General features: G+C 64.7%; 23 protein-coding genes and 1 tRNA gene. 23 read left to right on the top strand and 1 reads right to left on the bottom strand.

The window, feature by feature from the left end:
• Window positions 1–14: 14 nt before the first annotated feature.
• Window positions 15–734 carry an OmpA family protein gene (locus GH681_RS05665; RefSeq protein WP_153160447.1) on the bottom strand — a complete coding sequence of 240 codons (720 nt, stop codon included), beginning with the start codon at window positions 732–734 and terminating at the stop codon, window positions 15–17.
• A 226-nt stretch (window positions 735–960) separates the two neighbouring features.
• On the opposite strand from GH681_RS05665, the gene gyrA reads away from it, so the two are divergent.
• The 23 genes from gyrA (at window position 961) to GH681_RS05550 (ending at window position 25,290) form a co-directional block, all read left to right on the top strand.
• On the top strand, window positions 961–3,543 hold the full coding sequence (gyrA, locus tag GH681_RS05660; RefSeq protein WP_153160446.1) for a DNA gyrase subunit A: 2,583 nt from the start codon (window positions 961–963) through the stop codon (window positions 3,541–3,543).
• 42 nt (window positions 3,544–3,585) lie between these two features.
• Window positions 3,586–4,668: a 3-phosphoserine/phosphohydroxythreonine transaminase gene (gene serC, locus GH681_RS05655; RefSeq protein WP_153160445.1), complete on the top strand. Its 1,083-nt coding sequence runs from the start codon at window positions 3,586–3,588 to the stop codon at window positions 4,666–4,668.
• A gap of 23 nt (window positions 4,669–4,691) precedes the next feature.
• Entirely contained in the window at window positions 4,692–5,783 is a 1,092-nt protein-coding gene (pheA, locus tag GH681_RS05650; protein ID WP_368666698.1) for a prephenate dehydratase, read from the top strand.
• Between the two features lie 18 nt (window positions 5,784–5,801).
• Window positions 5,802–6,899 carry a histidinol-phosphate transaminase gene (gene hisC / locus GH681_RS05645; protein ID WP_153160444.1) on the top strand — a complete coding sequence of 366 codons (1,098 nt, stop codon included), beginning with the start codon at window positions 5,802–5,804 and terminating at the stop codon, window positions 6,897–6,899.
• 12 nt (window positions 6,900–6,911) lie between these two features.
• Window positions 6,912–7,805 carry a prephenate dehydrogenase/arogenate dehydrogenase family protein gene (locus GH681_RS05640; protein ID WP_153160443.1) on the top strand — a complete coding sequence of 298 codons (894 nt, stop codon included), beginning with the start codon at window positions 6,912–6,914 and terminating at the stop codon, window positions 7,803–7,805.
• Window positions 7,806–7,888: 83 nt separating this feature from the next.
• Entirely contained in the window at window positions 7,889–9,850 is a 1,962-nt protein-coding gene (locus tag GH681_RS05635) for a bifunctional 3-phosphoshikimate 1-carboxyvinyltransferase/cytidylate kinase (RefSeq protein WP_153160442.1), read from the top strand.
• Between the two features lie 79 nt (window positions 9,851–9,929).
• Window positions 9,930–11,636 carry a 30S ribosomal protein S1 gene (rpsA, locus tag GH681_RS05630; RefSeq protein ID WP_153160441.1) on the top strand — a complete coding sequence of 569 codons (1,707 nt, stop codon included), beginning with the start codon at window positions 9,930–9,932 and terminating at the stop codon, window positions 11,634–11,636.
• An 11-nt stretch (window positions 11,637–11,647) separates the two neighbouring features.
• On the top strand, window positions 11,648–11,932 hold the full coding sequence (locus tag GH681_RS05625; RefSeq protein WP_079434022.1) for an integration host factor subunit beta: 285 nt from the start codon (window positions 11,648–11,650) through the stop codon (window positions 11,930–11,932).
• A gap of 102 nt (window positions 11,933–12,034) precedes the next feature.
• The gene (locus tag GH681_RS05620) at window positions 12,035–12,343 is read left to right on the top strand and encodes a lipopolysaccharide assembly protein LapA domain-containing protein (protein WP_153160440.1); all 309 of its coding nucleotides are present in this window, start codon (window positions 12,035–12,037) and stop codon (window positions 12,341–12,343) included.
• Between the two features lie 3 nt (window positions 12,344–12,346).
• Window positions 12,347–13,519 (top strand): lipopolysaccharide assembly protein LapB, encoded by a 1,173-nt coding sequence (gene lapB, locus GH681_RS05615; protein ID WP_153160439.1) that lies wholly within the window; start codon window positions 12,347–12,349, stop codon window positions 13,517–13,519.
• Window positions 13,520–13,610: 91 nt separating this feature from the next.
• A complete protein-coding gene (locus GH681_RS05610; protein ID WP_153160438.1) occupies window positions 13,611–14,933 on the top strand; it encodes a UDP-glucose/GDP-mannose dehydrogenase family protein in 1,323 nt (440 codons plus the stop codon).
• 172 nt (window positions 14,934–15,105) lie between these two features.
• On the top strand, window positions 15,106–15,996 hold the full coding sequence (gene cysM, locus GH681_RS05605) for a cysteine synthase CysM (RefSeq protein WP_153160437.1): 891 nt from the start codon (window positions 15,106–15,108) through the stop codon (window positions 15,994–15,996).
• An 8-nt stretch (window positions 15,997–16,004) separates the two neighbouring features.
• Window positions 16,005–16,799 (top strand): 3'-5' exonuclease, encoded by a 795-nt coding sequence (locus tag GH681_RS05600; RefSeq protein ID WP_153160436.1) that lies wholly within the window; start codon window positions 16,005–16,007, stop codon window positions 16,797–16,799.
• 52 nt (window positions 16,800–16,851) lie between these two features.
• Window positions 16,852–16,928: transfer RNA gene (locus GH681_RS05595), tRNA-Val, on the top strand.
• A 148-nt stretch (window positions 16,929–17,076) separates the two neighbouring features.
• Window positions 17,077–18,993 carry a threonine--tRNA ligase gene (gene thrS, locus GH681_RS05590; protein WP_153160435.1) on the top strand — a complete coding sequence of 639 codons (1,917 nt, stop codon included), beginning with the start codon at window positions 17,077–17,079 and terminating at the stop codon, window positions 18,991–18,993.
• Between the two features lie 27 nt (window positions 18,994–19,020).
• Window positions 19,021–19,542 carry a translation initiation factor IF-3 gene (gene infC / locus GH681_RS05585; RefSeq protein WP_153160434.1) on the top strand — a complete coding sequence of 174 codons (522 nt, stop codon included), beginning with the start codon at window positions 19,021–19,023 and terminating at the stop codon, window positions 19,540–19,542.
• Window positions 19,543–19,691: 149 nt separating this feature from the next.
• Window positions 19,692–19,889, top strand: coding sequence for a 50S ribosomal protein L35 (gene rpmI, locus GH681_RS05580; protein ID WP_148581168.1), 198 nt, complete (start codon window positions 19,692–19,694; stop codon window positions 19,887–19,889).
• Between the two features lie 14 nt (window positions 19,890–19,903).
• On the top strand, window positions 19,904–20,263 hold the full coding sequence (gene rplT, locus GH681_RS05575) for a 50S ribosomal protein L20 (protein WP_079434014.1): 360 nt from the start codon (window positions 19,904–19,906) through the stop codon (window positions 20,261–20,263).
• Window positions 20,264–20,333: 70 nt separating this feature from the next.
• On the top strand, window positions 20,334–21,365 hold the full coding sequence (gene pheS / locus GH681_RS05570) for a phenylalanine--tRNA ligase subunit alpha (RefSeq protein ID WP_153160433.1): 1,032 nt from the start codon (window positions 20,334–20,336) through the stop codon (window positions 21,363–21,365).
• A gap of 9 nt (window positions 21,366–21,374) precedes the next feature.
• A complete protein-coding gene (pheT, locus tag GH681_RS05565; protein WP_153160432.1) occupies window positions 21,375–23,753 on the top strand; it encodes a phenylalanine--tRNA ligase subunit beta in 2,379 nt (792 codons plus the stop codon).
• A 6-nt stretch (window positions 23,754–23,759) separates the two neighbouring features.
• Window positions 23,760–24,065: an integration host factor subunit alpha gene (locus GH681_RS05560; protein ID WP_153160431.1), complete on the top strand. Its 306-nt coding sequence runs from the start codon at window positions 23,760–23,762 to the stop codon at window positions 24,063–24,065.
• Complete coding sequence (locus GH681_RS05555; protein WP_153160430.1) at window positions 24,052–24,429, top strand: MerR family transcriptional regulator; 378 nt, start codon at window positions 24,052–24,054, stop codon at window positions 24,427–24,429. The genes GH681_RS05560 and GH681_RS05555 overlap by 14 nt, the downstream gene beginning before the upstream one ends.
• A 111-nt stretch (window positions 24,430–24,540) precedes the next feature.
• Entirely contained in the window at window positions 24,541–25,290 is a 750-nt protein-coding gene (locus GH681_RS05550; protein ID WP_153160429.1) for a proteasome-type protease, read from the top strand.
• Window positions 25,291–25,292: the final 2 nt, after the last annotated feature.

The raw sequence follows: 25,292 nt of genomic DNA, 5'->3' as shown, positions 1-25,292 counted from the left end.
AGGCAGGCCGATCGTTACTTGGCGGTGCCCTTGACGTCCACGGTGACGCGGCGGTTGGGGGCGAGGCACTCGATCAGCTTCTTGCGGCCGAGCTTGTCGTCGCAGCTCTTGATCGGCTGGGTCTTGCCGGCGCCCATGGTGTCGATCACGTCGGCGTTCATGCCGCGGCTGACGAGGTAGGCGCGGACGGCATCTGCGCGCTTGTCGGAGAGCTTCTGGTTGTAGCTCTGGGACCCGAGGCGGTCGGTGTGGCCGGTGACGATGACGGCGGTGACTTGGGCGCAGCTGGAGAGCTTGCCGATGATCGCGCTGTCGAGATGGGCCTTGGCTGCCGGGGTGAGCGTGGCCTTGTTGAAGGCGAAGCCGGTGTCGGCAGCCAGGTGGCTGGTGAAATCACACTTGGGCGCGACGGCCGGTGCGGCCGGGGCTGCGGGCGCTGCCGGTGCGGCGGCGCGGGCGGCGGGCGCACACTTCTCGGCGCCGACGACGTCCTTGTCGCATTCGCAGCCCACGGGCAGTTCGCCTGCCTTCACCTCGCCAGCGGCCGCGGGCGTCCAGTAGCCGGTGCGCCAGCACAGATCGGTGCCGCTCTTGACGACAGCGTTGCGCTGGTCGATGGCGTAGGGGACTTCGCCCTTCGGGTCGACGACGATGTCCTTGGATTGCGCCATGGCCGACAGGCTGGCGAGCATCAGGACGGTGGCGGATGCCAGGCGAAACTTGGCTGCGTTCATAGGGTTTCCTCCTCAGGTTGGATGGGGCGCTCGGGGCACCCGTCTCGTGATGGTGACTGACCTGCCGATTAGAGCATATGAAGCCGGGCCGTCACAACGAACAACGAGCGCGCGCGGATGGGCAGGTCGGGGCTTGGTGGGTGACGCGAGCCGAAAGCGGCTTGCGGCGGCGTGCTAAACTTACCGTTTTTCGTCTCTTCGACGAATAGTCGATTCTCGCGGTGCCATGATCCCGTTCGCCAAAGAAACCTTACCCATCAGCCTCGAAGACGAGATGCGTCACGCCTACCTGGATTACGCGATGAGCGTGATCGTCGGGCGGGCCCTGCCGGATGTACGCGATGGCCTGAAGCCCGTGCATCGGCGCGTGCTGTTCGCCATGCACGAACTGGGCAACGACTGGAACAAGGCTTACAAGAAGTCGGCCCGTATCGTCGGTGACGTGATCGGTAAGTATCACCCCCACGGCGACCAGTCGGTGTACGACACCATCGTGCGGATGGCCCAGGATTTCTCCCTGCGCTACATGCTGGTGGATGGCCAGGGCAACTTCGGTTCGGTGGATGGCGACAGCGCGGCGGCCATGCGTTACACCGAAATCCGCATGGCCAAGATCGGCCACGAACTGCTGGCCGACATCGACAAGGAAACCGTCGACTTCGGCCCCAACTATGATGGCTCCGAGAAAGAGCCGCTGGTGCTGCCGGCGCGCATCCCGAACCTGCTGATCAACGGCTCGGGCGGTATCGCGGTGGGCATGGCGACCAACATTCCGCCCCACAACCTCACCGAAGTGGTCGATGCCTGTCTGCGCCTGCTGCAGGAGCCGGATGTTTCCATCGACGAGCTCATCAAGATCGTCCCGGCACCGGATTTCCCGACTGCCGCGCTGATCTACGGCCTCTCCGGCGTGCACGAAGGCTACCGTACTGGTCGCGGCCGGGTGGTGATGCGCGCGCGCACCCACTTCGAGGACATCGGCAAGGGCGACCGTCAGGCGATCATCGTCGACGAGATTCCGTACCAGGTTAACAAGAAGACCCTGCTCGAGAAGATCGCCGAACTGGTGAACGAAAAGCGGATCGAGGGCATCAGCGAGATCCGCGACGAATCCGACAAGTCGGGCATGCGCGTGGTCATCGAGCTCAAGCGCAACGAGATGCCCGACGTGGTGCTGAACAATCTGTTCAAGCAGACCCAGCTTCAGGACACCTTCGGCATGAACATGGTGGCGCTGGTGGATGGCAAGCCGCGCCTGCTCAACCTGCGCCAGATGATCGACTGCTTCCTCGCCCACCGGCGCGAGGTGGTCACCCGTCGCACCATCTTCGAACTGCGCAAGGCCCGCGAGCGCGGCCACATCCTCGAAGGCCTGGCGGTTGCGCTCTCGAACGTTGACGAGATCATCGCCCTCATCAAGGCCGCACCCACGCCGCCGGAAGCCAAGCGTGCGCTGATGGGCCGCCAGTGGCGCTCGGCGCTGGTCGAGGAGATGCTCCACCGCGCCGTTGCCGACGCCGCCGCCTTCCGCCCCGAAGGCCTCGCGCCCGAGTTCGGCCTCTCGGAGCAGGGCTACCGCCTCTCCGACGCCCAGGCGCAAGCCATCCTCGAGCTGCGCCTGCAGCGCCTGACCGGCCTCGAACAGGACAAGATCGTCGCGGAATACCGCGAGGTGATGGACACCATCGCCGACCTGCTGGACATCCTGGCCCGGCCGGAGCGGATCACCGCGATCATCGGCGACGAACTTGCGCTCATCAAGCAGCAGTTCGGCGACCCGCGGCGCTCCGAGGTGGTGATGAACACCGCCGACATCAATATCGAGGATCTGATCGCGCCCCAGGACATGGTCGTCACCCTGTCCCACACCGGCTACTTCAAGCGCCAGCCGCTCACCGACTACCGCGCCCAGAAGCGCGGCGGCCGCGGCAAGCAGGCGGCGGCGGTCAAGGACGACGACTTCGTCGACCAGCTCTTCGTGGCCAACACCCACGACCACATCCTGTGCTTCTCGAACCGTGGCCGGCTGTACTGGCTCAAGGTGTATGAGGTGCCGGAAGGCAATCGCAATTCCCGCGGCAAGCCCATCGTCAACCTCTTCCCGCTGCTGGAGGGCGAGAAGATCACCGCCGTGCTGCCGGTCAAGGAGTTCGACGAAGGTCACTTCATCTTCATGGCCACCGCCCAGGGCACCGTCAAGAAGACCCCGCTCACCGACTTCTCCAACCCCCGCAAGGCCGGCATCATCGCCGTGGGGCTGGATGAGGGCGACTTCCTGGTCGGCGTGGCGATCACCGACGGCAAGCACGACGTGATGATGTTCTCCGACGCCGGCAAGGCGGTGCGCTTCTCCGAGAACGACGTGCGTCCGATGGGCCGTCAGGCCCGCGGCGTGCGCGGCATGATGCTCGAGGAAGGCCAGAGCGTGATCGCGATGGTGGTGTCCGGCGACGAGTCGCCGAGCGTGCTCACCGCCACCGAGAACGGCTTCGGCAAGCGCACCCCGATCGCCGAATACACCCGCCACGGCCGCGGCACCAAGGGCATGATCGCGATCCAGACCTCCGACCGTAACGGCAAGGTCGTCGCCGCCACGCTGGTTACCGAGAAGGATCAGCTGATGCTGATCACCACCGGCGGCGTGCTGGTGCGCACCCGCGTCTCCGAGATCCGCGAGATGGGCCGCGCCACCCAGGGCGTGACGCTGATCTCGGTGGATGAGGGCAGCACCCTCTCCGGCGTGCAGAAGATCCTCGAAGGCGACGACGACGAGCAGGAAGTCGGCGGCGAAGGCGCCCCGGAAGCCTGAGGCTTGAGCAGCAAGAGCAACCCGTAATTCAGGATTCAGACGATGCGTATCTTCAATTTCTCGGCGGGGCCGGCAGTGCTGCCGACTCCGGTCCTCGAAAAGGCCCGCGACGAACTCCTCGACTGGCATGGTCGCGGCATGAGCATCATGGAGATGTCCCACCGGGGCAAGGATTTCACCGGCGTGATCGAATCGGCCGAGGCCGACCTGCGCACGCTGATGGGCATCCCGTCCAACTACAAGGTGCTGTTCCTGCAGGGCGGCGCCACCCAGATGTTCGCGCAGATCCCGATGAATCTGCTGGCCGGCGGCTCGGCGGATTACGTGGTCACTGGTTCGTGGTCGAAGAAGGCCATCAAGGAAGCCCAGCGCGTCGGCAAGGCGCGTCTGGCGGGCTCCACCGAGGCCGATGCCTTCACCCGCCTGCCGGGCGCCGGTGAGCTGAGCTTCGATCCTTCGGCTGCCTACGTGCATCTGTGCACCAACGAAACCATCCACGGCGTCGAGATGTTCGACCTGCCGGAGACGCCGGCAGGCGTGCCGGTGGTGGCGGACATGAGCTCGCACATCCTGTCGCGCCCGATGGATGTCTCGAAGTACGGGCTGATCTACGCCGGCGCGCAAAAGAACATCGGCCCGGCTGGCCTCGTCATCGTGATCGTCCGCGAAGACCTGCTGGGCAAGGCTGCGCCCACCACGCCCACCGTGATGGATTTTGCAGTGATGGCCGAGAACGGCTCGATGCTCAACACCCCGCCCACCTTCAGCATCTATCTGGCGGGGCTGATCTTCAAGCATCTGCTCGCCGAGGGGGGCGTGGCTGCGGTCGAGGCGGCCAACATCGCCAAGGCCAGGCGGCTCTACGACGCCATCGATGGCAGCGGCGGCTTCTACCGCAACCCGGTGGCGGTCGATTGCCGCTCGCGCATGAACGTGCCCTTCACCCTGGCCGATGGCGCGCTGGATGCCGCATTCCTGGCGGCTGCCGCCGAGCGCCGGCTGGAAGGGCTCAAGGGCCACAAGTCGGTGGGGGGCATGCGGGCGTCGATCTACAACGCCATGTCGCTCGAAGGTGTCGACGCGCTGGTCGAGCTGATGCAGGATTTCGCTGCGCGCCGGGCGTGAGCGGCGCATTTTCAGGAGAGGGCATGAACGAGGGGATGCTGCAGGAGCTGGGTGTTGTTCGCGCCCAGATCGACGCCATCGACGCACAGATCCTGGCGCTGCTCAACGAGCGCGCCAGATGCGCCCAGCACGTGGGTGAAATCAAGGCCAAGTATGGCGAGTTCGGGCAGGTTTACCGCCCCGAGCGCGAAGCCCAGGTGCTGCGCCGCATCCAGGATCTCAACGCCGGGCCGCTGCCCGACGAGAGCGTCACCTTCTTCTTCCGGGAGGTGATGTCGGCCTGCCTGTCCCTCGAGAATCCCCTCGGCGTCGCCTTCCTCGGCCCGCTGGGCACCTTTTCCGAGAGCGCTGCGGTCAAGCACTTCGGCCACGCCGCGCGGCTGGCGCCCCAGGGCAGCATCGACGACGTGTTCCGCGAGGTCGAGGCTGGCCATGCCCAGTATGGTGTGGTGCCGGTCGAGAATTCCACCGAAGGCGCCGTCGGTCGCACCCTCGATCTGCTCTTCGGCACCTCGCTCAAGATCTGCGGCGAGGTGGTCGTGCGCATCCATCAGCACCTGATGACCCGCGAGACCAGCCTTGGCAGCATCCGCAAGGTGTATTCCCACGCCCAGTCCCTGGCTCAGTGCCACGAGTGGCTCAACCGCTCGCTGCCCGGCGTACCGCGGATTCCCGTCGGCAGCAACGCCGAAGCGGCCCGGCTGGCATCCCTCGAGCCGGGCGCCGCGGCGATCGCCGGCGAGGCCGCCTCCGAGCGCTATGACCTGCCGCGGCTGGTCGAGAGCATCGAGGACGAGCCCAACAACACCACCCGCTTCTTCGTGCTCGGTCGCCACGACGCCGGCCGCTCCGGCGCCGACAAGACCTCGCTGATCATGTCCGCCAGCAACCGCCCCGGCGCGATGCACGAACTGCTCGCCCCGCTGGCCGATGCGGGCGTGTCCATGAGCCGCCTCGAATCGCGCCCGGCCCGCTCGGCCCTGTGGGAATACGTGTTCTACGTGGACGTGGAAGGCCATCGCGACGATCCGGCGGTCAAGGCTGCCCTCGATGCCCTGGCCGATCGGGCTGCGTGTCTGAAAGTCCTGGGTTCCTACCCCCAGGCTGTGTACTGATTTCTCCTGGAGTCTCCGATGCGTTTGTGTGATCTGGCGCCCGCCCACATCCGGGCGATCTCTCCCTATCAGCCTGGCAAGCCGATTTCCGAACTGGCCCGCGAGATGGGGCTGGCCGAGGAATCCATCGTCAAGCTCGCCTCCAACGAGAACCCTCTCGGTGTCGGCGAGAAGGCCCGCGCCGCGATGCAGGCGTCGCTCGCCGACATCGCCCGCTACCCGGACGGCAACGGCTTCGAGCTGAAGGACGCCCTGTGCCGCCGCTACGGTGTGGCGATGAACCAGATCGTCCTCGGCAACGGCTCCAACGACATCCTCGAGATGGTCGCCGGTGCCTTCCTCGGCCCCGACCGCGACGCGATCTACGCCCAGCACGCCTTCGCCGTCTATCCGCTCGCCACCCAGGCGGCCGGCGCCCGCGGCATCGAAGTGCCGGCCAAGGCGTTCGGCCACGATCTCGACGCCATGCTGGCGGCGATCACGCCGACCACCCGCGTCATTTTCATCGCCAACCCCAACAACCCCACCGGCACCTTCGTGCCCGGCGCCGAGCTCGAGGCCTTCCTTGCCCGCGTGCCGCAGGATGTGCTGGTGGTGCTGGACGAGGCCTACACCGAATACCTCGCTCCGGCCGACCGCTACGATGCCATCGCCTGGGTCGCCCGCTTCCCCAACCTGCTGGTCAGCCGCACCTTCTCGAAGGCGTACGGGCTCGCCGGCCTGCGCGTGGGCTACGGCATCGGCAACCCGGCGGTGATCGATCTGCTCAACCGGGTGCGGCAGCCTTTCAACGTGTGCATTCCGGGCCTCGCCGCCGCGGCCGCGGCGCTGTTCGACGACGAATTCCTCCAGCGCAGCTTCGAACTCAACGCTGCCGGCATGAAGCAGTTGTGCGACGGTTTCAAGCGCCTCGGGCTCGAATGGATTCCGTCCTACGGCAACTTCGTCACCTTCAAGGTAGGCGATGGCGCTGGCGTCAATCAGCGCCTGCTGCGTCAGGGCGTGATCGTCCGCCCCATCGGCGGCTACGGCATGCCCGAATGGCTGCGCGTCTCCATCGGCCTCGAGAGCGAGAACGCCCGCTTCCTCGAAGTCCTGCCCGCAGCCCTGGCCTGAACGGTGCCCGGCGTGAAGAAGATCGACAAGCTGGTCGTCTGTGGCGTCGGCCTGATCGGTGGCTCCTTCGCGCTCGCGCTGCGCAAGGCGGGCCTCGTCAATCGCATCGTCGGCGTGGGGCGTCGCCCCGAGCCTCTGGCCAAGGCCCGCGAACTCGGCCTCATCGACGAAATCTCCACCGACTGGGCAACGGCCTTGCAGGGCGCTGATCTGGTCCTGCTGGCGATGCCGGTCGGCCAGATGGACGCCGTGGCCGCGGCCATTGCGCCGCATCTGGGTCCTGACACCATCGTCACCGACGCCGGCAGCACCAAGCGCGACGTGATCGAGGCCATCTACCGTCATCTGGGCCATCGCCTGCCCAACGTGGTGCCCGCGCACCCCATCGCCGGCGCCGAGAAGAGCGGTCCGGTGGCGGCCCGCGCCGAGCTCTACGCCGGCCGCAAGGTGGTCGTCACGCCGCTGCCCGAGAACCGCCCCGAGGCCATCGCCCGGGTGCGGGATGTCTGGGCGGCCTGCGGCGCCGTGCTTCACGAGATGAGCCCCCAGGAACACGACCGCGTCTTTGCCGCCGTCAGCCACCTGCCGCATCTGCTGGCCTTCGGTCTGGTCCACGATCTTGCTGGCCGCGCCAACGCCGAGCAGCTCTTCAGCTACGCCGCCAGCGGCTTCCGGGATTTCACCCGGGTGGCCGGCAGCCATCCCGAGATGTGGCGGGACATCTGCGTGGCCAACCGTCATTCGCTGCTCGCCGAGCTCGACGCCTATCTTTCCGAACTGGCCTATCTGCGCGCCCTGCTGGTGGCGGGCGATGGCCCGGCGCTGGAAGCGGTCTTCGACGAAGCCAGCCGCGCCCGCAACACCTGGGCCGACAAGGCCTTTCCGGCCACGCCTTCGGGCGAGTGAGCCCGTTCCGATTGTCGAGCCTTCCGTCCGGCTGCCACCGTCGGCTGCGGGCGGAAGCGCCACCCCCTGAAATAGGAGTCCCAATGGAATTCATCGATCTGCCGCCGATGCTGAAGGCCGCCGGCACCGTGCACCTGCCCGGCTCGAAGAGCATCTCCAACCGCGTGCTGCTGCTGGCGGCGCTGGCCGAGGGCGAGACTGTCGTCGAGGCGCTGCTCGATTCCGACGACACGCGCGTGATGCGCAACGCCATCGTCGCGCTGGGCGTGCCGGTGGCGGAGGAGGGCGACGCCCTGCGGGTGACGGGCTGCGGCGGCCGCTTTGGCCAGCTCAAGGCCGATCTTTTTGTGGGCAACTCCGGCCTCAGCATCCGCACCCTGGTGCCGGCCATCGTCGCCAGCCTGTCGGGCTGCAGCGATGCGGATGCGGTTGTGAGCCTGTCGGGCGTGCCGCGCATGCACGAGCGCCCCATCGGCGATCTGGTGGACGGCCTCAAGCAGCTCGGCGCGTGCGTCGAATGGCTGGGGCAGGAGGGCTATCCGCCCCTGGCGCTCAAGCCGGCGCAGCTGGGCGCCGAGCGCGTCAGCGTGCGCGGCAACGTGTCCAGCCAGTTCCTCACCGGGCTGCTGCAGGCGGCGCCGCTGGTGGCCCGCGACAAGCCCCTCATCATCGACGTGGAAGGTGAGCTCATCAGCCGGCCCTACGTCGAGATCACCCTCAACCTGATGGAGCGCTTCGGCGTGATCGTCCAGCGGGACGGCTGGAGCCGCTTCATCGTGCCAGCCGGCCAGCGCTACGTGTCGCCGGGGCGGATCGCCGTTGAGGGCGATGCCTCCACCGCCAGCTACTTCCTTGCCGCCGGCGCGCTGGGTGGTGGCCCCGTGCGGGTGGTCGGTGCCGGCAAGCGCAGCATTCAGGGCGACGTGAAGTTTGCCGATGCGCTGGCCGAGATGGGCGCCGAAATCACCTGGGGTGACGACTGGATCGAAGCGCGCGGCCCGGCCTCCGGCAAGCTCAAGGCCATCGACCTGGACCTCAACCACATCCCGGATGCCGCGATGACCCTGGCCGTCGCGGCGCTCTTCGCCGACGGCACCACCCACCTGCGCAACATCGGTAGCTGGCGGGTCAAGGAAACCGATCGCATCGCCGCCATGGCCACCGAGCTGCGCAAGCTCGGCGCGGAGGTCGAGGAGTTCTCCGAGAGCATCCGCATCACCCCGCCTGCCCAGCTGCAGCGGGCGGTGATCGACACCTACGAGGATCACCGGGTTGCGATGTGCTTCTCCCTCGCCACCCTGGGCGGCCCGTACGTGCGCATCAATGACCCGAAGTGCGTGAACAAGACCTTCCCGGAATACTTCACCACCTTTGCCGGCATCGCCACGCCGGTGCCGGTGATCGGCATCGACGGCCCGTCGGCGTCCGGCAAGGGCACCGTCGGCGCCCGGGTAGCCGAGGCCCTGGGTTTCCAGCATCTGGACAGCGGCTCGCTGTACCGCCTGGTCGCCCTCGCCGGGATGCGCGAAGGCGTGGCCCTGGACGACGAAGCCGCGCTCGCCCGCATCGCCGCTGCGCTGCCGGCGAGCTTCGAAGGCGACACGGTGTTCCTCGCCGGCGACGATGTGACCAACGCCATCCGCAGCGAAGCCTGCTCGGTGGGCGCCTCCAAGGTGGCTGTCCTGCCGGCGGTTCGCGAGGCCCTTTTCTGGCGCCAGCGTGCCTACCGTCGTGCCCCCGGGCTGGTGGCCGAAGGGCGCGACATCGGCTCGGTGATCTTCCCTGATGCCCCGGTCAAGATCTTCCTTACCGCGTCTGCCGAAGCGCGCGCCGAACGTCGATATAAGCAGTTGATCGATAAAGGAATGCCTGCTAACATGGACGATCTGCTCAGTGACTTGCGTGAACGCGACGCCAGGGATTCCCAGCGCGCCGTTGCGCCACTGAAAAGAAGCGAGGATGCAGCGCTGCTCGATACATCGGAAATGACCATTCAACAGGCGGTCGATTTCGTGCTTCAGCAGGCCGCGGCACTTCGTAGCTGACGTCTTCCGCAGCCCGCCCGGGCGCGGAAGTTTTTCAACCAACCGCCGTGTCACAACGGTTGTAAGGTTCTTTTTTTCTATGTCCACTGCCACCCCTGCTTCCTTCGAGGAAAGTTTTGCCGCGCTGTTTGAGGAGTCCCTCAATCGCCAGGAAATGCGCGCCGGTGAAGTCATCACCGCCGAAGTCGTGCGTATCGACCAGAACTTCGTGGTCGTCAACGCCGGCCTGAAGTCCGAGAGCTACATCCCCCTCGACGAATTCCGCACCGACCGCGGTGAGCTTGCCGCCCAAGTCGGCGACTACGTCCAGGTTGCCATCGAGCAGCTCGAAGACGGCTACGGCGAGACCCGCCTTTCCCGCGACAAGGCCAAGCGCATCGCCGCCTGGAACGACCTCGACAAGGCCCTGAACGACGCGATCCTCGTCAAGGGCATGATCACCGGCAAGGTGAAGGGTGGCCTGACCGTCATGGTCAATGGCATTCGCGCCTTCCTCCCGGGTTCCCTGGTCGACATGCGTCCGGTCAAGGACACCACCCCGTTCGAAGGCAAGGAATTCGAATTCCGCGTCATCAAGCTCGACCGCAAGCGCAACAACGTTGTCGTTTCCCGTCGCGCCGTCCTCGAAGCTTCCATGGGTGAAGAGCGTCAGAAGCTCCTCGAAACCCTCAAGGAAGGCACTGTCGTCAAGGGTATCGTCAAGAACATCACCGACTACGGCGCGTTCGTGGATCTGGGTGGCATCGACGGCCTGCTGCACATCACCGATCTGGCCTGGCGCCGTGTGCGTCACCCGTCGGAAGTCCTCTCCGTGGGCGACGAACTCGAAGCCAAGGTGCTCAAGTTCGACCAGGAGAAGAACCGCGTCTCCCTGGGTCTCAAGCAGCTGGGCGAAGATCCGTGGGTCGGCATCTCCCGTCGTTACCCGCAGGGCACCCGTCTGTTCGGCAAGGTCACCAACATCACCGACTACGGTGCGTTCGTTGAAGTCGAGCAGGGCATCGAAGGCCTGGTTCACGTGTCCGAAATGGACTGGACCAACAAGAACATCCACCCGACCAAGGTTGTCCAGCTGGGCGACGAAGTCGAAGTGATGATCCTCGAGATCGACGAAGACCGTCGCCGTATCTCCCTGGGCATGAAGCAGTGCATGTCCAACCCGTGGGACGATTTCGCGATCAACCACAAGAAGGGCGACAAGGTCCGTGGTCAGATCAAGTCCCTGACCGACTTCGGCGTGTTCATCGGCCTGGAAGGCGGCATCGACGGTCTGGTTCACCTGTCCGACCTGTCGTGGTCCCTGTCTGGCGAAGAAGCTGTCCGCCAGTACAAGAAGGGCGACGAAGTCGAGGCCGTGGTGCTGAACATCGACGTCGAGAAGGAGCGCATCTCCCTCGGCATCAAGCAGCTCGATGGGGATCCGTTCACCAACTTCATCGCCACCCACGACAAGAACACCCTCGTGACCGGCACCGTGAAGACCGTGGATGCCCGTGGCGCCGTGATCGCCCTGAACAGCGATGTCGAAGGCTACCTGCGTGCGTCCGAGTTCTCCCGCGACCGCGTGGATGACCTGTCCCAGCTGCTGAAGGTTGGTGACTCCGTCGAAGCCCTGATCGTCAACGTTGACCGCAAGACCCGCGGCATCAACCTGTCGATCCGTGCCAAGGATCAGGTCGAGCAGAACGAAGCCATGAGCAAGCTGGCGTCTGACAGCGGCTCCGCTGCCAGCGGCACCACCAACCTCGGTGCGCTGCTGAAGGCCAAGCTCAACGAGCAGAAGTAAGCGGTTCGGGCATGACCAAGTCGGAGCTCATCGCCCGGCTGGCGGAGCGTTTTCCCCAGCTGGTCGCGAAGGACGCCGAGTTCGCGGTCAAGATGATTCTCGATGCGATGACCGACGCCCTGTCGCGGGGTGATCGCATCGAGATCCGCGGATTTGGCAGCTTTGCCTTGAACTACCGTCCTCCCCGTGTCGGGCGTAATCCCAAGTCGGGGGAGAAGGTACAGGTGCCGGAGAAGTATGTTCCGCATTTCAAGGCAGGCAAGGAATTGCGCGAACGCGTCGACATGATGGGGTAACCCGTCGACGCCCGGCGCCGGGGTCCGTGAGGTCCCAGGCTCGATCAGGAAGGCGGCTCAGGCCGCCTTCTTTTTTTTGCCCGCGTCAGGGATAATTCCGCGATGCGCGCTCTCATCTGGCTTTTCCGGTTGTTTCTGTTCCTCCTGCTGTTCGGCTTCGCCGTCAAGAACGACGACGTGGTCGTGCTGCGCTTTTTCTTTGGCGCCGAGTGGCATGTGCCGCTGGTGCTGGTGATCCTCCTGTTCGTCGTGATCGGTGTGCTGATCGGCGTGACGGCCACGGTGGCCACGCTTTACCGCCAGCACCGGGAAATCGGTCACCTGCGCGGCAGGCAGGGCAGCCCGACGCCGGCCGAAGGACGGAACACGCTCCCCCTGGCCCACGGGCCCGATCTCCCCGAGAGCTACTGATTCATGGAATTCGAACTCTGGTGGCTTCTCGCCTTCCCGCTGTTCTTTGCGCTGGGCTGGCTGGCGGCGCGGATCGACATCAAACACCTGGTCCGGGAATCCCGCGCGCTGCCGCGCACTTACCTGACCGGCCTCAATTTCCTGCTCAACGAACAGCCTGACAAGGCGATCGACGCCTTCATCGAGGCCGTCAAGATCGACAATCAGACCGTCGAGCTGCATTTCGCCCTCGGTAGCCTGTTCCGCCGCCGCGGCGAGACGGATCGTGCGATCCGGATGCATCAGAACCTCGTGGATCGGGACGACCTCTCCGACGAGCAGCGTCAGCAGGCGCTATCCGAGCTGGGGCTGGATTTCCTGAAAGCCGGCCTGCTCGATCGCGCCGAAGCGATCTTCGTCAAGCTGCGTGGCACGCGCCTGAACGATTTCGCCCTGAAGAACCTGCTCGACATCTACCAGCAGGAAAAAGACTGGCGCAAGGCCATCGAGATCGCCGAGGCGCTGCCCCACGAAGGCGTGCTGTGGGAGAAGGAAGTCTCCAATTTCCACTGTGAGCTGGCGAGCGCAGATATTGCCAATTCGCGCTTCGATGAAGGCCTTGCAAGTCTTGGTCGCGCCCTCGAGATGAACCGCAAGTCGGTGCGGGCCAGCATGTTGCTGGGCGACCTGCACGCGGCGCGGGGCGACGACGCGGCGGCGCTCGAGGCCTGGAAGAAGATCGAGAGCCAGAATCCGGTCTACCTCGCGCTGGTGGCCGAGCGTCTGATGGATGCCTACCGGCGCCTCGGGCAGCTGGAGCAGGGCATGCAGCTGCTGCGCAGCTTCCTCGATCAATACCCGTCGCTGGATCTGCTCGACGCGCTGTTCCAGTGGGAGTTGCAGAAGGAAGGCCCGCAGGCGGCGTATCAACTGGTGCGCGACGAACTGCGTCGCAACCCCACCCTGCTGGGCCTCGACAAGCTCCTCGAAGCGGCCCTGCTCACCGCACCGGTCGAGCAGCGTACCGACATCGAGCTCGTGAAGGGCCTGGTGCATGGCCACACCCGGCGGGTAGCGCGCTATCGCTGCGACGCCTGTGGTTTCAAGGCGCGTCAGTTCTACTGGCGATGTCCGGCCTGCGGCGGCTGGGAAACCTATCCGCCCAAACGCACCGAAGAATTCGATCTCTCGCCCTAGCCTTTGCGGCGGGTTGTCTGGCAGGCGGCGCAGTCCGCCCGGATGCCAGTTTCCAGTTCGGTTTATCTAGTTTCGTCTCGGGAATCAAAACATGAAAATCACCGTGGTCGGTACCGGTTATGTGGGTCTCGTGTCCGGGGCCTGTCTTGCTGAGATGGGCAACGACGTGCTGTGCCTCGATCTGGATCCGGAGAAGATCCGCATCCTGAAGGAAGGTGGCATCCCCATCCACGAGCCGGGTCTCGATCATGTCGTCGCCCGCAACGTGGCGGCCGGCCGGCTGCACTTCACCACCGACGTCCAGGAAGCCGTGCAGTTCGGCACCATCCAGTTCATCGCCGTTGGCACGCCGCCCGATGAAGACGGCTCGGCCGACCTCAAGTACGTGCTGGCTGCCGCCCGTTCCATCGGCCGCCACATGACCGACTACAAGGTGATCGTCGACAAGAGCACCGTGCCGGTGGGCACCGCCGACAAGGTCAAGGCCGCCGTCCGGGCCGAACTCGATGCCCGTGGCGAATCGATTCCCTACAGCGTGGTGTCCAACCCCGAGTTCCTGAAGGAAGGCGCGGCGGTGGACGACTTCATGCGTCCCGACCGCATCGTCGTCGGCGCCGAGGACGACCAGGCGATCTTCCTGATGAAGGCCCTGTACGCGCCCTTCCAGCGCAACCACGAAAAGCTGCTGATCATGGATCTGCGCAGCGCCGAGCTGACCAAGTACGCCGCCAACGCCATGCTCGCCACCCGGATCAGCTTCATGAACGAGCTGGCGCTGCTGGCCGAGAGCCTGGGTGCCGACATCGAACTGGTGCGCCAGGGCATCGGCAGCGATCCGCGGATCGGCTATCACTTCCTGTACGCCGGTTGCGGCTACGGCGGTTCGTGTTTCCCGAAGGACGTGAAGGCGCTCATCAAGACCGGCGCCGACGCGGGCCATGCGCTGCATGTGCTCAACGCCGTCGAGGATGCCAACGACGCCCAGAAGCTGGTGCTGGTGGACAAGATCGTCTCGCGCTTCGGCGAGGATCTCTCCGGCAAGCACTTCGCCCTGTGGGGCCTGGCCTTCAAGCCGAACACCGACGACATGCGCGAGGCGCCCAGCCGGGTGATCATTGCCGAGCTGTTCCGCCGCGGCGCAACGGTCACGGCCTACGATCCGGTGGCGATGGACGAGAGCCGCCGCATCTTTGGCGATGAAGCGCGCCTCACCTACGCCGACCGGCCGATGCAGGCCCTCGACGGCGCCGACGCGCTGGTGATCGTCACCGAGTGGAAGGAATTCCGCAGCCCGGATTTCGACGCCATCAAGGCCAAGCTCAAGAGCCCGCTGATCTTCGACGGTCGCAACATCTTCGATCCGGCGCTGCCGCGTCAGGCCGGCCTTACCTACCTGAGCATCGGCCGTCCGTAAAAGGCTGGCGCAAAGCCGACAAAGCGTCCCGGGGGGCTTCCGCTGGAAGCCCCTTTTTGCTTGCAGATGCAGGCCGGGGCAATGTGGTGCGCGATGGCGCGTCACTTGCTTTGCGTGTCAGTGAGCGGCATTCGCTATCATCGTTTCACCCGACATCGGACAGAATCGAACCATGGAATTCAAGACTCTCGAAGACTACGTGGGCCAGACCCCGCTGGTCCGGCTCAAGCGCATCACCGCGGGCCGCAACAACGTCATCCTTGCCAAGCTCGAGGGCAATAATCCGGCTGGGTCGGTGAAGGATCGCCCGGCGCTGTCGATGATCCTGCGGGCCGAGGCTCGCGGCGACATCCAGCCCGGCCAGACCCTGATCGAAGCCACCAGCGGCAATACCGGCATCGCGCTGGCGATGGCGGCGGCGATCCGCGGCTACGGCATGATCCTCGTGATGCCTGAGAACCAGAGCATCGAGCGCCGCCAGACCATGCGTGCCTTCGGCGCCGAGCTGGTGTTGACGCCCAAGGAGGGGGGCATGGAGCTCGCCCGTGACGTGGCCGAGCGGATGCGTGACGAAGGCCGTGGGGTGATCCTCGACCAGTTCGCCAACCCGGACAACCCCCAGGCCCACATCGACGGCACCGGCCCCGAGATCTGGGCACAGACCGGCGGGACGATCACCCACTTCGTGAGCAGCATGGGCACCACCGGCACGATCATGGGCGTGTCCACCTACCTCAAGTCGCAGAACCCGGCGGTTCGTGTCGTCGGCTGCCAGCCGGCGGACGGAGCGCAGATTCCCGGCATCCGCAAGTGGCCGGAAGCCTATCTGCCGCGCATCTACGATAAGGCCCGGGTCGATCAGCTCGAATACGTCTCCCAGGCGGACGCCGAAGAGATGACCCGTCGCCTCGCGCGGGAGGAGGGCATCTTTGCCGGGATTTCATCCGGCGGCGCGCTGGCCGTGGCCCTGCGCCTGGCCGAGCAGCTCGAGAACGCGGTGATCGTTTCCATCGTCTGCGACCGCGGCGACCGCTATCTTTCCACTGGTGTCTTTCCCGCCTGAAGATCGGTATGGCCAGCACGCTTGTTTTTGATATCGAGACGATCCCCGACGTGGAGGGCATCCGCCAGCTCCACGGCCTGCCGGCTGATCTGGGGGCGGACGAGGTTGCGGAGTTCGCGTTCCAGCAGCGTCGCGCCAGCAACGGCACGGATTTCCTGCCGCACCACCTCCAGCGGGTGGTGACGATCTCTTGCGCCCTGCGGGACATGAGCCAGTTTCGGGTGTTCTCGCTCTCCGAGCCGGAATGCACCGAGGGCGAACTCATCCAGCGCTTCTTCGATGGCGTCGAAAAGTTCACTCCGCAGATCGTCTCGTGGAACGGCGGCGGCTTCGATCTGCCCGTGCTGCACTACCGGGGCATGCTCCATGGCGTCAGTGCGCCGCGCTACTGGGATCTGGGGGATGGCGACTACACCGACTCCCGCGATTTCAAGTGGAACAACTACATCGGCCGCTATCACACCCGGCACCTGGATCTGATGGATCTGCTGGCCCTCTACCAGCCGCGAGCCAACGCGCCGCTGGATGATCTCGCCAAGCTGATGGGTTTTCCGGGCAAGCTGGGGATGGACGGCTCGGCCGTGTGGCAGGGCTATCGGGAAGGGAGGATCGCCGAGATCCGCGATTACTGCGAGACCGACGTGGTGAACACCTATCTGGTTTTCCTGCGCTTCCAGCTGATGCGCGGCGTTTTCGACAAGGCTCAGTACAACACCGAGATCGCCTTCGTGCGTGAATCCCTCGGCAGGCTGGCCGGCACGCACTGGGAGCGTTTTCTTGCCGCGTGGCCTGAATCCAGATAATCTCAACGAAAGGTTGACAACTTTCAGGGCTCGTCTATAATGCGGGCTTCTTAGGCGCGTAGCTCAGCTGGTTAGAGCACCACCTTGACATGGTGGGGGTCGTTGGTTCGAGTCCAATCGCGCCTACCAGACACCTAAGAAGGAAAACGAATGTCTCGAACTTGCAGCAAGCAGGACTAAGTAATACCGAGTCTGCTGTAAGGCGTTTTCCAAAAAAGAAAAAGTGCGGCTCGTCCGCACTTTTTTTTTGCCCTGAATTTTCCCGGAGCGAGCCATCATGCCCAACATCACCTTGCCCGACGGTTCCGTACGCAGTTTCGAGCAGCCCGTGACGATTGCCCAGGTTGCCGCCTCCATCGGTACCGGCCTGGCCCGCGCCGCACTGGCCGGCAAGATCGACGGCCGGCTCGTCGATACCTCCCACCTCATCGAAAACGATACCGCTCTCGCGATCGTGACCGACAAGGATGCGGACGGCCTCGAGATCATCCGGCACTCCACCGCCCACCTGCTGGCCTATGCGGTGAAGGAACTGTTCCCGGACGCTCAGGTGACCATCGGCCCGGTGATCGAGAACGGCTTCTACTACGACTTCTCCTACAAGCGCCCGTTCACGCCCGAAGATCTCGAGAAGATCGAAGCGCGCATGCAGGAGCTCGCCAAGCGCGACATTCCGGTCGAGCGTAGCGTGCTGCCGCGCGACGAGGCGGTGGCCTACTTCAAGTCGCTCGGCGAGCACTACAAGGCCGAGATCATCGCCTCGATTCCTGCGGATCAGGATGTCTCGCTGTACCGCGAGGGCGACTTCACCGACCTGTGCCGCGGCCCCCACGTGCCGTCCACCGGCAAGCTGAAGGTCTTCAAGCTGATGAAGGTCGCGGGCGCCTACTGGCGTGGCGACTCGAAGAACGAGATGCTGCAGCGCATCTACGGCACCGCCTGGGCGAAGAAGGAAGACCAGGAAGCCTACCTGCACATGCTGGAAGAAGCCGAGAAGCGCGATCACCGTCGCCTCGGCAAGCAGCTTGATCTCTTCCATCTGCAGGATGAGGCGCCGGGCATGGTGTTCTGGCATCCCCACGGCTGGACGCTCTGGCAGCAGATCGAGCAGTACATGCGCCGCGTGCTCACCGACGCCGGCTACCAGGAGGTGAAGACCCCGCTGGTGATGGATCGCCAGCTGTGGGAGCGGTCCGGCCACTGGGATAACTACCGGGACAACATGTTCACCACCGAATCGGAAAAGCGCGATTACGCGATCAAGCCGATGAACTGCCCGGGCCACGTCCAGATCTACAACCACGGCCTGCATTCCTACCGCGATCTGCCGCTGCGTCTTGCCGAATTCGGCTCCTGCCATCGCAACGAGCCGTCCGGCGCGCTGCACGGCCTGATGCGTGTGCGCGGTTTTGTGCAGGATGATGCCCACATTTTCTGCACCGAAGACCAGATCGTGTCCGAGGTCACCGCCTTCAATGAGCTGCTCTCCCGCGTGTATCGCGATTTCGGCTTCACCGATGTGGCGGTCAAGCTGTCCCTGCGCCCTGAAAAGCGTGCCGGCAGCGACGAGATCTGGGACAAGGCCGAATCCGGCCTGCGCGAAGCGCTGGCGGCCTCCGGTCACCAGTGGGAAGAGCTGCCGGGCGAGGGTGCCTTCTACGGCCCGAAGATCGAATATCACGTGAAGGACGCCCTCGGGCGCTCGTGGCAGTGCGGCACCATGCAGCTCGACTTCGTGCTGCCGGAGCGCCTCGATGCGGAGTACGTGACTGAAGATAATGGCCGTCGCCGCCCCGTCATGCTGCACCGGGCGATCCTCGGTTCGCTGGAGCGCTTCATCGGCATCCTGATCGAAAACCACGCCGGTGCGCTGCCTCTGTGGCTGTCGCCGGTGCAGGCTGTGGTGCTGAACATCTCCGAGGCGCAGGCCGATTACGTCACGGATGTTGTCAAGGCGCTGCGCGCCAAGGGCTTCCGCGTCGAGGCCGATTTGCGCAACGAGAAAATTACTTATAAAATACGCGAACATAGCGTACGTAAGCTGCCTTATCTGCTTGTTGTTGGTGACAAGGAAAAGGCAGCTGGTGTGGTGGCCGTGCGCGCCCGGGGTAATCAAGACCTCGGCCAATTGTCCCTCGATACGGTTGTCGAGCGTTGGCAGCGTGAAATTTCCACGTTCGCTGGCACGGCCTAACTTTTTGTTTTTTTGGAGAATTAAACCATCGCTCAGGATAAGAAGCTGCGCGTCAACGGCGAAATCAATGCGCCGGAGGTGCGTTTGACAGGTGAGGACGGTGAGCAGATCGGCATCGTCACTTTGCGTGCTGCCCTGGAAGCAGCGGATGAAGCCGGTGTGGATCTCGTCGAGATCGCACCGATGGCCAAGCCGCCCGTGTGCCGCTTGATGGACTTCGGCAAGTACAAGTACGAAGAAGCCAAGCGGGCCCACGAAGCCAAGCAGAAGCAGAAGCAGATCCAGGTCAAGGAAGTGAAGCTCCGTCCGGGTACGGACGAGAACGACTACCAGATCAAGCTGCGTAACCTCATCAAGTTCCTGAACGAAGGCGACAAGGCGAAGGTGACCCTCCGCTTCCGTGGCCGTGAAATGGCTCACCAGGAATTCGGCATGCGTCAGCTCGAGCGCGTCAAGAACGATCTGGAAGAGATCGGTCAGGTCGAGCAGATGCCGAAGATGGAAGGGCGCCAGATGATCATGGTCATCGCGCCGAAGAAGAAGCACTGAGCTTCAAGGAATTCCCGGTGCCCTGGCGTTTGTCAGGTGCCGGAATACGGCGGACAGGATAGTCCGCCGGAAACAAGTGGTGACGGGTTGTTGAAGCGTTTTCGGAAGTCGAAAACCACCCGGGGCCATGACATAAGCTGGAGTACTTCATGCCCAAGATGAAGACCAAGAGCGGGGCCGCCAAGCGGTTCAAGATCCGCTCTAGCGGTAGCATCAAGCGTTCGCAGGCGTTCAAGCGCCACATCCTGACCAAGAAGACGACCAAGAGCAAGCGCCAGCTGCGCGGCATGACTGCCGTTCACGCTGCGGACGAAAAGTCCATCCGCGCCATGATGCCCTACGCCTGATCTAGGAGAACGCAATGCCCCGAGTTAAGCGCGGTGTAACCGCACGTGCCCGTCACAAAAAAGTCCTCGACCAAGCCAAGGGTTACCGCGGCCGTCGCAAGAACGTATACCGGATCGCCAAGCAGGCGGTGATGAAGGCTGGGCAATATGCCTACCGTGACCGTCGTCAGCGCAAGCGTCAGTTCCGTGCCCTGTGGATCGCCCGTATCAACGCCGCTGCGCGTGAAGTCGGTCTGACCTACAGCCGCTTCATGAACGGCCTGAAGAAGGCTTCCATCGAAGTGGACCGCAAGGTTCTGGCCGATCTGGCCGTGTTTGACAAGCCCGCTTTTGCGGCGCTCGCCGAACAAGCCAAGGCCAAGCTCGCTGCGTAAGTTTCCGCAGCACGAAAAAAGGAGGCCTGGCCTCCTTTTTTTTGTCCTGAACCCGGGATAAGACTGAAAAATGGATCAACTCGATCAACTCGTCGAGGAAGCCGGCGCCGCTTTCGCCGCGGTCGCTGACAGCGCTTCCCTCGAAGCCGCGAAGGCGCGCTATTTCGGCAAGGGCGGCTCGCTCACCGAACTCCTCAAGGGCCTCGGCAAGCTCGATCCGGAAGCCCGCAAGGCCGCCGGTGCCGAGATCAACAAGGCCAAGACGGCCATCGAAGCGCTGCTGAATGCGCGCCGCGATGCCCTCCAACAGGCCGCCCTCGAAGCCCAGCTTGCCGCGGAGGCGCTGGACGTGACCCTGCCGGGCCGTGGTGCCGGGCTGGGTGGTCTGCATCCGGTCGTGCGGACCCTCGAGCGTGTCGAGCAGTTGTTCCGCTCCATCGGTTTCGATGTGGCCGAAGGCCCCGAGATCGAGACCGATTTCTACAACTTCACCGCGCTGAACACCCCGGCCAATCACCCGGCCCGGTCGATGCACGACACCTTCTACCTGGAAAACGGTGAAGGCGTGCTGCTGCGTACGCACACCAGCCCGGTGCAGATCCGCGCGATGCAGGCCCACGTGGCCGCCCATAAAGACAAGCCGACGATGCCCGAGCTGCGTGTGATCGCGCCGGGCCGCGTCTATCGCGTCGACTCCGACGCCACCCACTCGCCGATGTTCCATCAGGTCGAAGGCCTGTGGGTTGGCGAGACCGTCAGCTTTGCCGATCTCAAGGGCGTGGTCGCGGATTTCCTGCGCAGCTTCTTCGAGAGCGACGACCTGCAGGTGCGCTTCCGTCCGTCCTTCTTCCCGTTCACCGAACCCTCGGCCGAGATCGACGTGGCCTTCATGAGCGGTGCGATGAAGGGCCGCTGGCTGGAGATCGCCGGATGCGGGATGGTCCACCCCAATGTGCTGCGCTACGGCGGCATCGACCCCGAGCGTTACACCGGCTTTGCCTTCGGCATGGGGCCGGACCGTCTCACGATGCTCCGTTACGGCGTCAATGACCTGCGCCTTTTCTTCGAAGGCGATCTTCGTTTCCTCGGTCAATTCAGGTAAGCCCAAGCCATGCAATTCTCAGAACTCTGGTTGCGCAGTTTCGTCAGTCCGGCGCTGGATTCGGACCAGCTCGGGCATTTGCTCACCATGGCGGGGCTGGAAGTGGAAGAACAGGACGGCGTCGCCGCGGTGTTCTCCAAAGTCGTGGTTGCCCAGATCGTCGAAGCCGAGAAGCACCCCAACGCCGACAAGCTGCGCGTCTGCAAGGTGGACGCGGGGCAGGGCGAGCTCTTGCAGATCGTCTGCGGCGCGCCCAACGCGGCGGCTGGCATCAAGATCCCGTGCGCGCTGGTGGGCGCCGATCTGGCCGGTTTCGGCATCAAGGCGGCCAAGCTGCGCGGCGTCGAGTCCTTCGGCATGCTGTGTTCGGCCAAGGAGCTGGGCATCTCGGAAGAGAGCAGCGGCCTCCTGGTGCTGCCCGAGGATGCCCCGGTCGGCAACGATCTGCGCGAATACCTCGCCCTCAACGACACCCTGTTCACCATCAAGCTGACCCCGAACCGGGCCGACTGCCTGAGCCTCTCCGGCATCGCCCGCGAAGTGGCCGGCCTCACCGGCGCGGCCCTCAGCCTGCCGGCGTGCGAGCCCGTTGCCCCGACCATCGACGCGACCCGCGCCGTGGTGCTCGACGCCCCCGAAGCCTGCCCGCGCTACTGCGGCCGGGTGATCCGCGGCGTCGACGCCAAGGCCCCGACGCCCGAATGGATGAAGCAGCGCCTTGCGCGGAGCGGCATCCGTTCGATCAGCGCGCTGGTGGATGTCACCAACTATGTGATGCTCGAGATCGGCCAGCCGCTGCACGCCTTTGACGATGCCAAGCTGTCCGGCGCGATCCACGCCCGGCTGCCCAAGGCCGGCGAGCAGTTGCTGCTCCTCAACGGCCAGACCATCACACCCGCCGCCGACACCCTGCTGATCGCCGACGACAGCCGTGCGCTGGCCATGGCCGGCGTGATGGGTGGCGAGGAGAGCGGGATCACCCTCGACACCACCGATCTGTTCCTCGAGAGCGCCTTCTTCGCGCCCGACGCCATCGCCGGCCGGGCCCGCGCCTACGGCTTCTCGTCGGATGCGTCCTATCGCTTCGAGCGTGGCGTCGATTTCGCCCTCGCGCCGAAGGCTATCGAGCGCGCCACCCGCCTGATCCTCGACATCTGCGGCGGCCAGCCCGGCCCGGTGGTCGAGGCCGTGGCGACTGACAAGCTGCCCCAGCGCGCGCCGATCCGTCTGCGCGCCAGCCGCGTGCGCCGTGTGCTGGGCATCCAGCTCGGCGCCGACGACGTGGCCGAGATGTTCCGGCGCCTCGAGCTCGACGTGGTGCGCGACGGCGACGACTTCATCGTCACCCCGCCGTCCTACCGTTTCGACGTGGAGATCGAGGAAGACCTGATCGAAGAGATCGCCCGTCTGCACGGCTACGACAACATCCCGACCCACGCTCCGCGCGGCCCGATCACCATGCTGCCGCGGCCCGAAGCCAGGCGCGACACCATGTCGGTGCGCCGTCTGGTGGCTGGCCGTGAATACCAGGAAGTCATCAACTTCGCCTTCGTCGAAGAAGCCTGGGAGAAGGATTTCGCCGGCAATACCGATCCGGTGCGCCTCGCCAACCCGATCGCCAGCCAGATGAGCGTGATGCGCTCCAGCCTGATCGGCGGCCTGGTGGCCAATGTGGTCACCAACCGCAAGCGCCAGACCAACCGCGTCCGCGTGTTCGAGATCGGTCGCTGCTTCCGTCGCGATCCGGCCGGTCAGCCAGTTGAGGGTTTCCATCAGCCGATCCGCCTGGCGGCCCTGGCCGCCGGCTTTGCCAAGCCCGAGCAATGGGGCGAGGCCAACCGCAACGTGGATTTCTTCGACGCCAAGGCGGATCTCGAAGCGCTGCTGCTGCCGCGCGTCGCCAAGTTCGAGCGCGCCACCCATCCGGCGCTCCATCCGGGGCGTTCGGCCCGCGTGGTGCTCGACGGCCGGGAGATCGGCTTCATCGGCGAACTCCACCCGATCTGGGTCCAGCGCTACGAGCTGGGCACTGCGCCGGTGGTCTTCGAGATCGAACTCGACGCAATGCTGGGTACCGTGATGCCGGCTTATCGCGAGGTCTCGCGCTTCCCGGCGGTCACCCGCGATCTGGCCCTGGTGGTCGATCAGGCGGTGGCATCGGCGAGCCTGCTGGAAGGCCTCGAGGCGGTCGCGCCGGCCATCGTCCAGCGGGTCGAACTGTTCGACCAGTACCAGGGTAAAGGTATCGAGCCCGGCCGGAAAAGCCTTGCTTTCCGCGTAGTTATGCAAGAAACTCAGCGAACCCTGGAGGATGCAGAAGTGGATGCCGCGATGGTTTTGTTGACCCGTCATGCCGAGGAAAATCTCGGCGCGAAACTCAGGGGTTGACGCGTCATGGCAGCAACTCTGACCAAGGCGGAACTCGCCGACATGCTTTTTGAACAGGTTGGCCTCAACAAGCGCGAAGCCAAGGATATGGTGGAGTGCTTCTTCGAGGAGATCCGGCTGGCGCTGGAGCGGGGCGATTGCGTCAAGCTCTCGGGCTTTGGCAACTTCCAGTTGCGCGAGAAGCCCCAGCGACCGGGTCGCAATCCCAAAACCGGCGAAGAGATTCCGATCACGGCCCGGCGCGTGGTGACTTTCCACGCCAGCCAGAAGCTGAAGGCCAATGTGGAGCAACTGAGCGATGTTGCAAAGTGATGCCCCGGCAGCCATAGAACTGCCGCCCATCCCCGCCAAGCGTTACTTCACCATCGGTGAGGTGAGCGACCTGTGCGGGGTCAAACCCCATGTGCTGCGCTACTGGGAGCAGGAATTCACCCAGCTGCGCCCCGTCAAGCGCGGCGGAAACCGGCGTTATTACCAGCACCACGAGGTGCTGCTGATCCGCCGGATCCGTGAATTGTTGTATCAGGACGGCTTCACCATCTCCGGGGCGCGCAACCGCCTCGACGAGGTGGCGGCCCGCAAGCGCGAGGATGCGGAAGAATCCGTCAGCCTGCGCGAGCAGCTGGTGTCCGTCCGCTCCGAGATCAAGTCCATCCTGCAGCTCCTGCAGGGCTGAAGCCGCCGGAGGCGTCCGCGCCTCCGACCGGCCAGGCATGCAACACACGCCGGCGGTGCGTTCCTGCACCGCCACTCATCTTCACGACCCGATTTCCCCCCGAGGCTTCCCATGACCTACTGTGTCAGCATGCTGCTCGACGCGGGTATGGTGTTCCTGTCGGACTCCCGTACCAACGCCGGCGTCGACCACATCAACACCTTCCGCAAGACGAGCATTTTCCAGCGCCCTGGCGAGCGCGTGCTGGTGCTGATGAGCTCCGGCAACCTCGCGATCACCCAGCAGCTCGTGTCGATGCTGCGGGAAGCCATGGCCGCCCAGGACGGGCGCGAGAACCTCTGGTCGGTGCCCAACATGTTCGAGGCCGCCCGCCATGTGGGTGAGATGCTGCGCGAAGTGCATCGCCGTGACGCCGAGGCGCTGAAGAACTTCGGCATCGACTTCACCGCGGCGCTGATCCTCGGTGGCCAGATCGGCACCGAGCAGCCGCGCCTGTTCCATATCTACGCCGCCGGCAACTTCATCGAGGCGACGCCCGACACCCCGTACTTCCAGATCGGCGAATCCAAGTACGGCAAGCCCATCATCGACCGCGTGGTGAAGCGTTACACCAGCCTCGACGAAGCCGCCAAGCTGGCGCTGATCTCGATGGATTCGACGATCCGCTCCAACCTGTCGGTGGGCGTCCCGCTGGATCTGACCATCCTCAAGACCAACGAGCTGAAGATCGCTTCGCACATCAGCATCGACGCGAAGAACGAATACTTCGCAATGATCCGCAACCGCTGGAGCGAGGCCCTCGGCCACGCCTTCGACGAGCTGCCCAACCCCGACTGGCTGGATTCGGGCGAGCAGTCGTAAGC

The organism is Zoogloea sp. 1C4, assembly GCF_009469605.1.
Classification (GTDB): Bacteria; Pseudomonadota; Gammaproteobacteria; order Burkholderiales; family Rhodocyclaceae; genus Zoogloea; species Zoogloea oryzae.
Note: the sequence above shows the minus strand (reverse complement) of the source record. Positions and strands in the feature narration are given on the sequence as shown.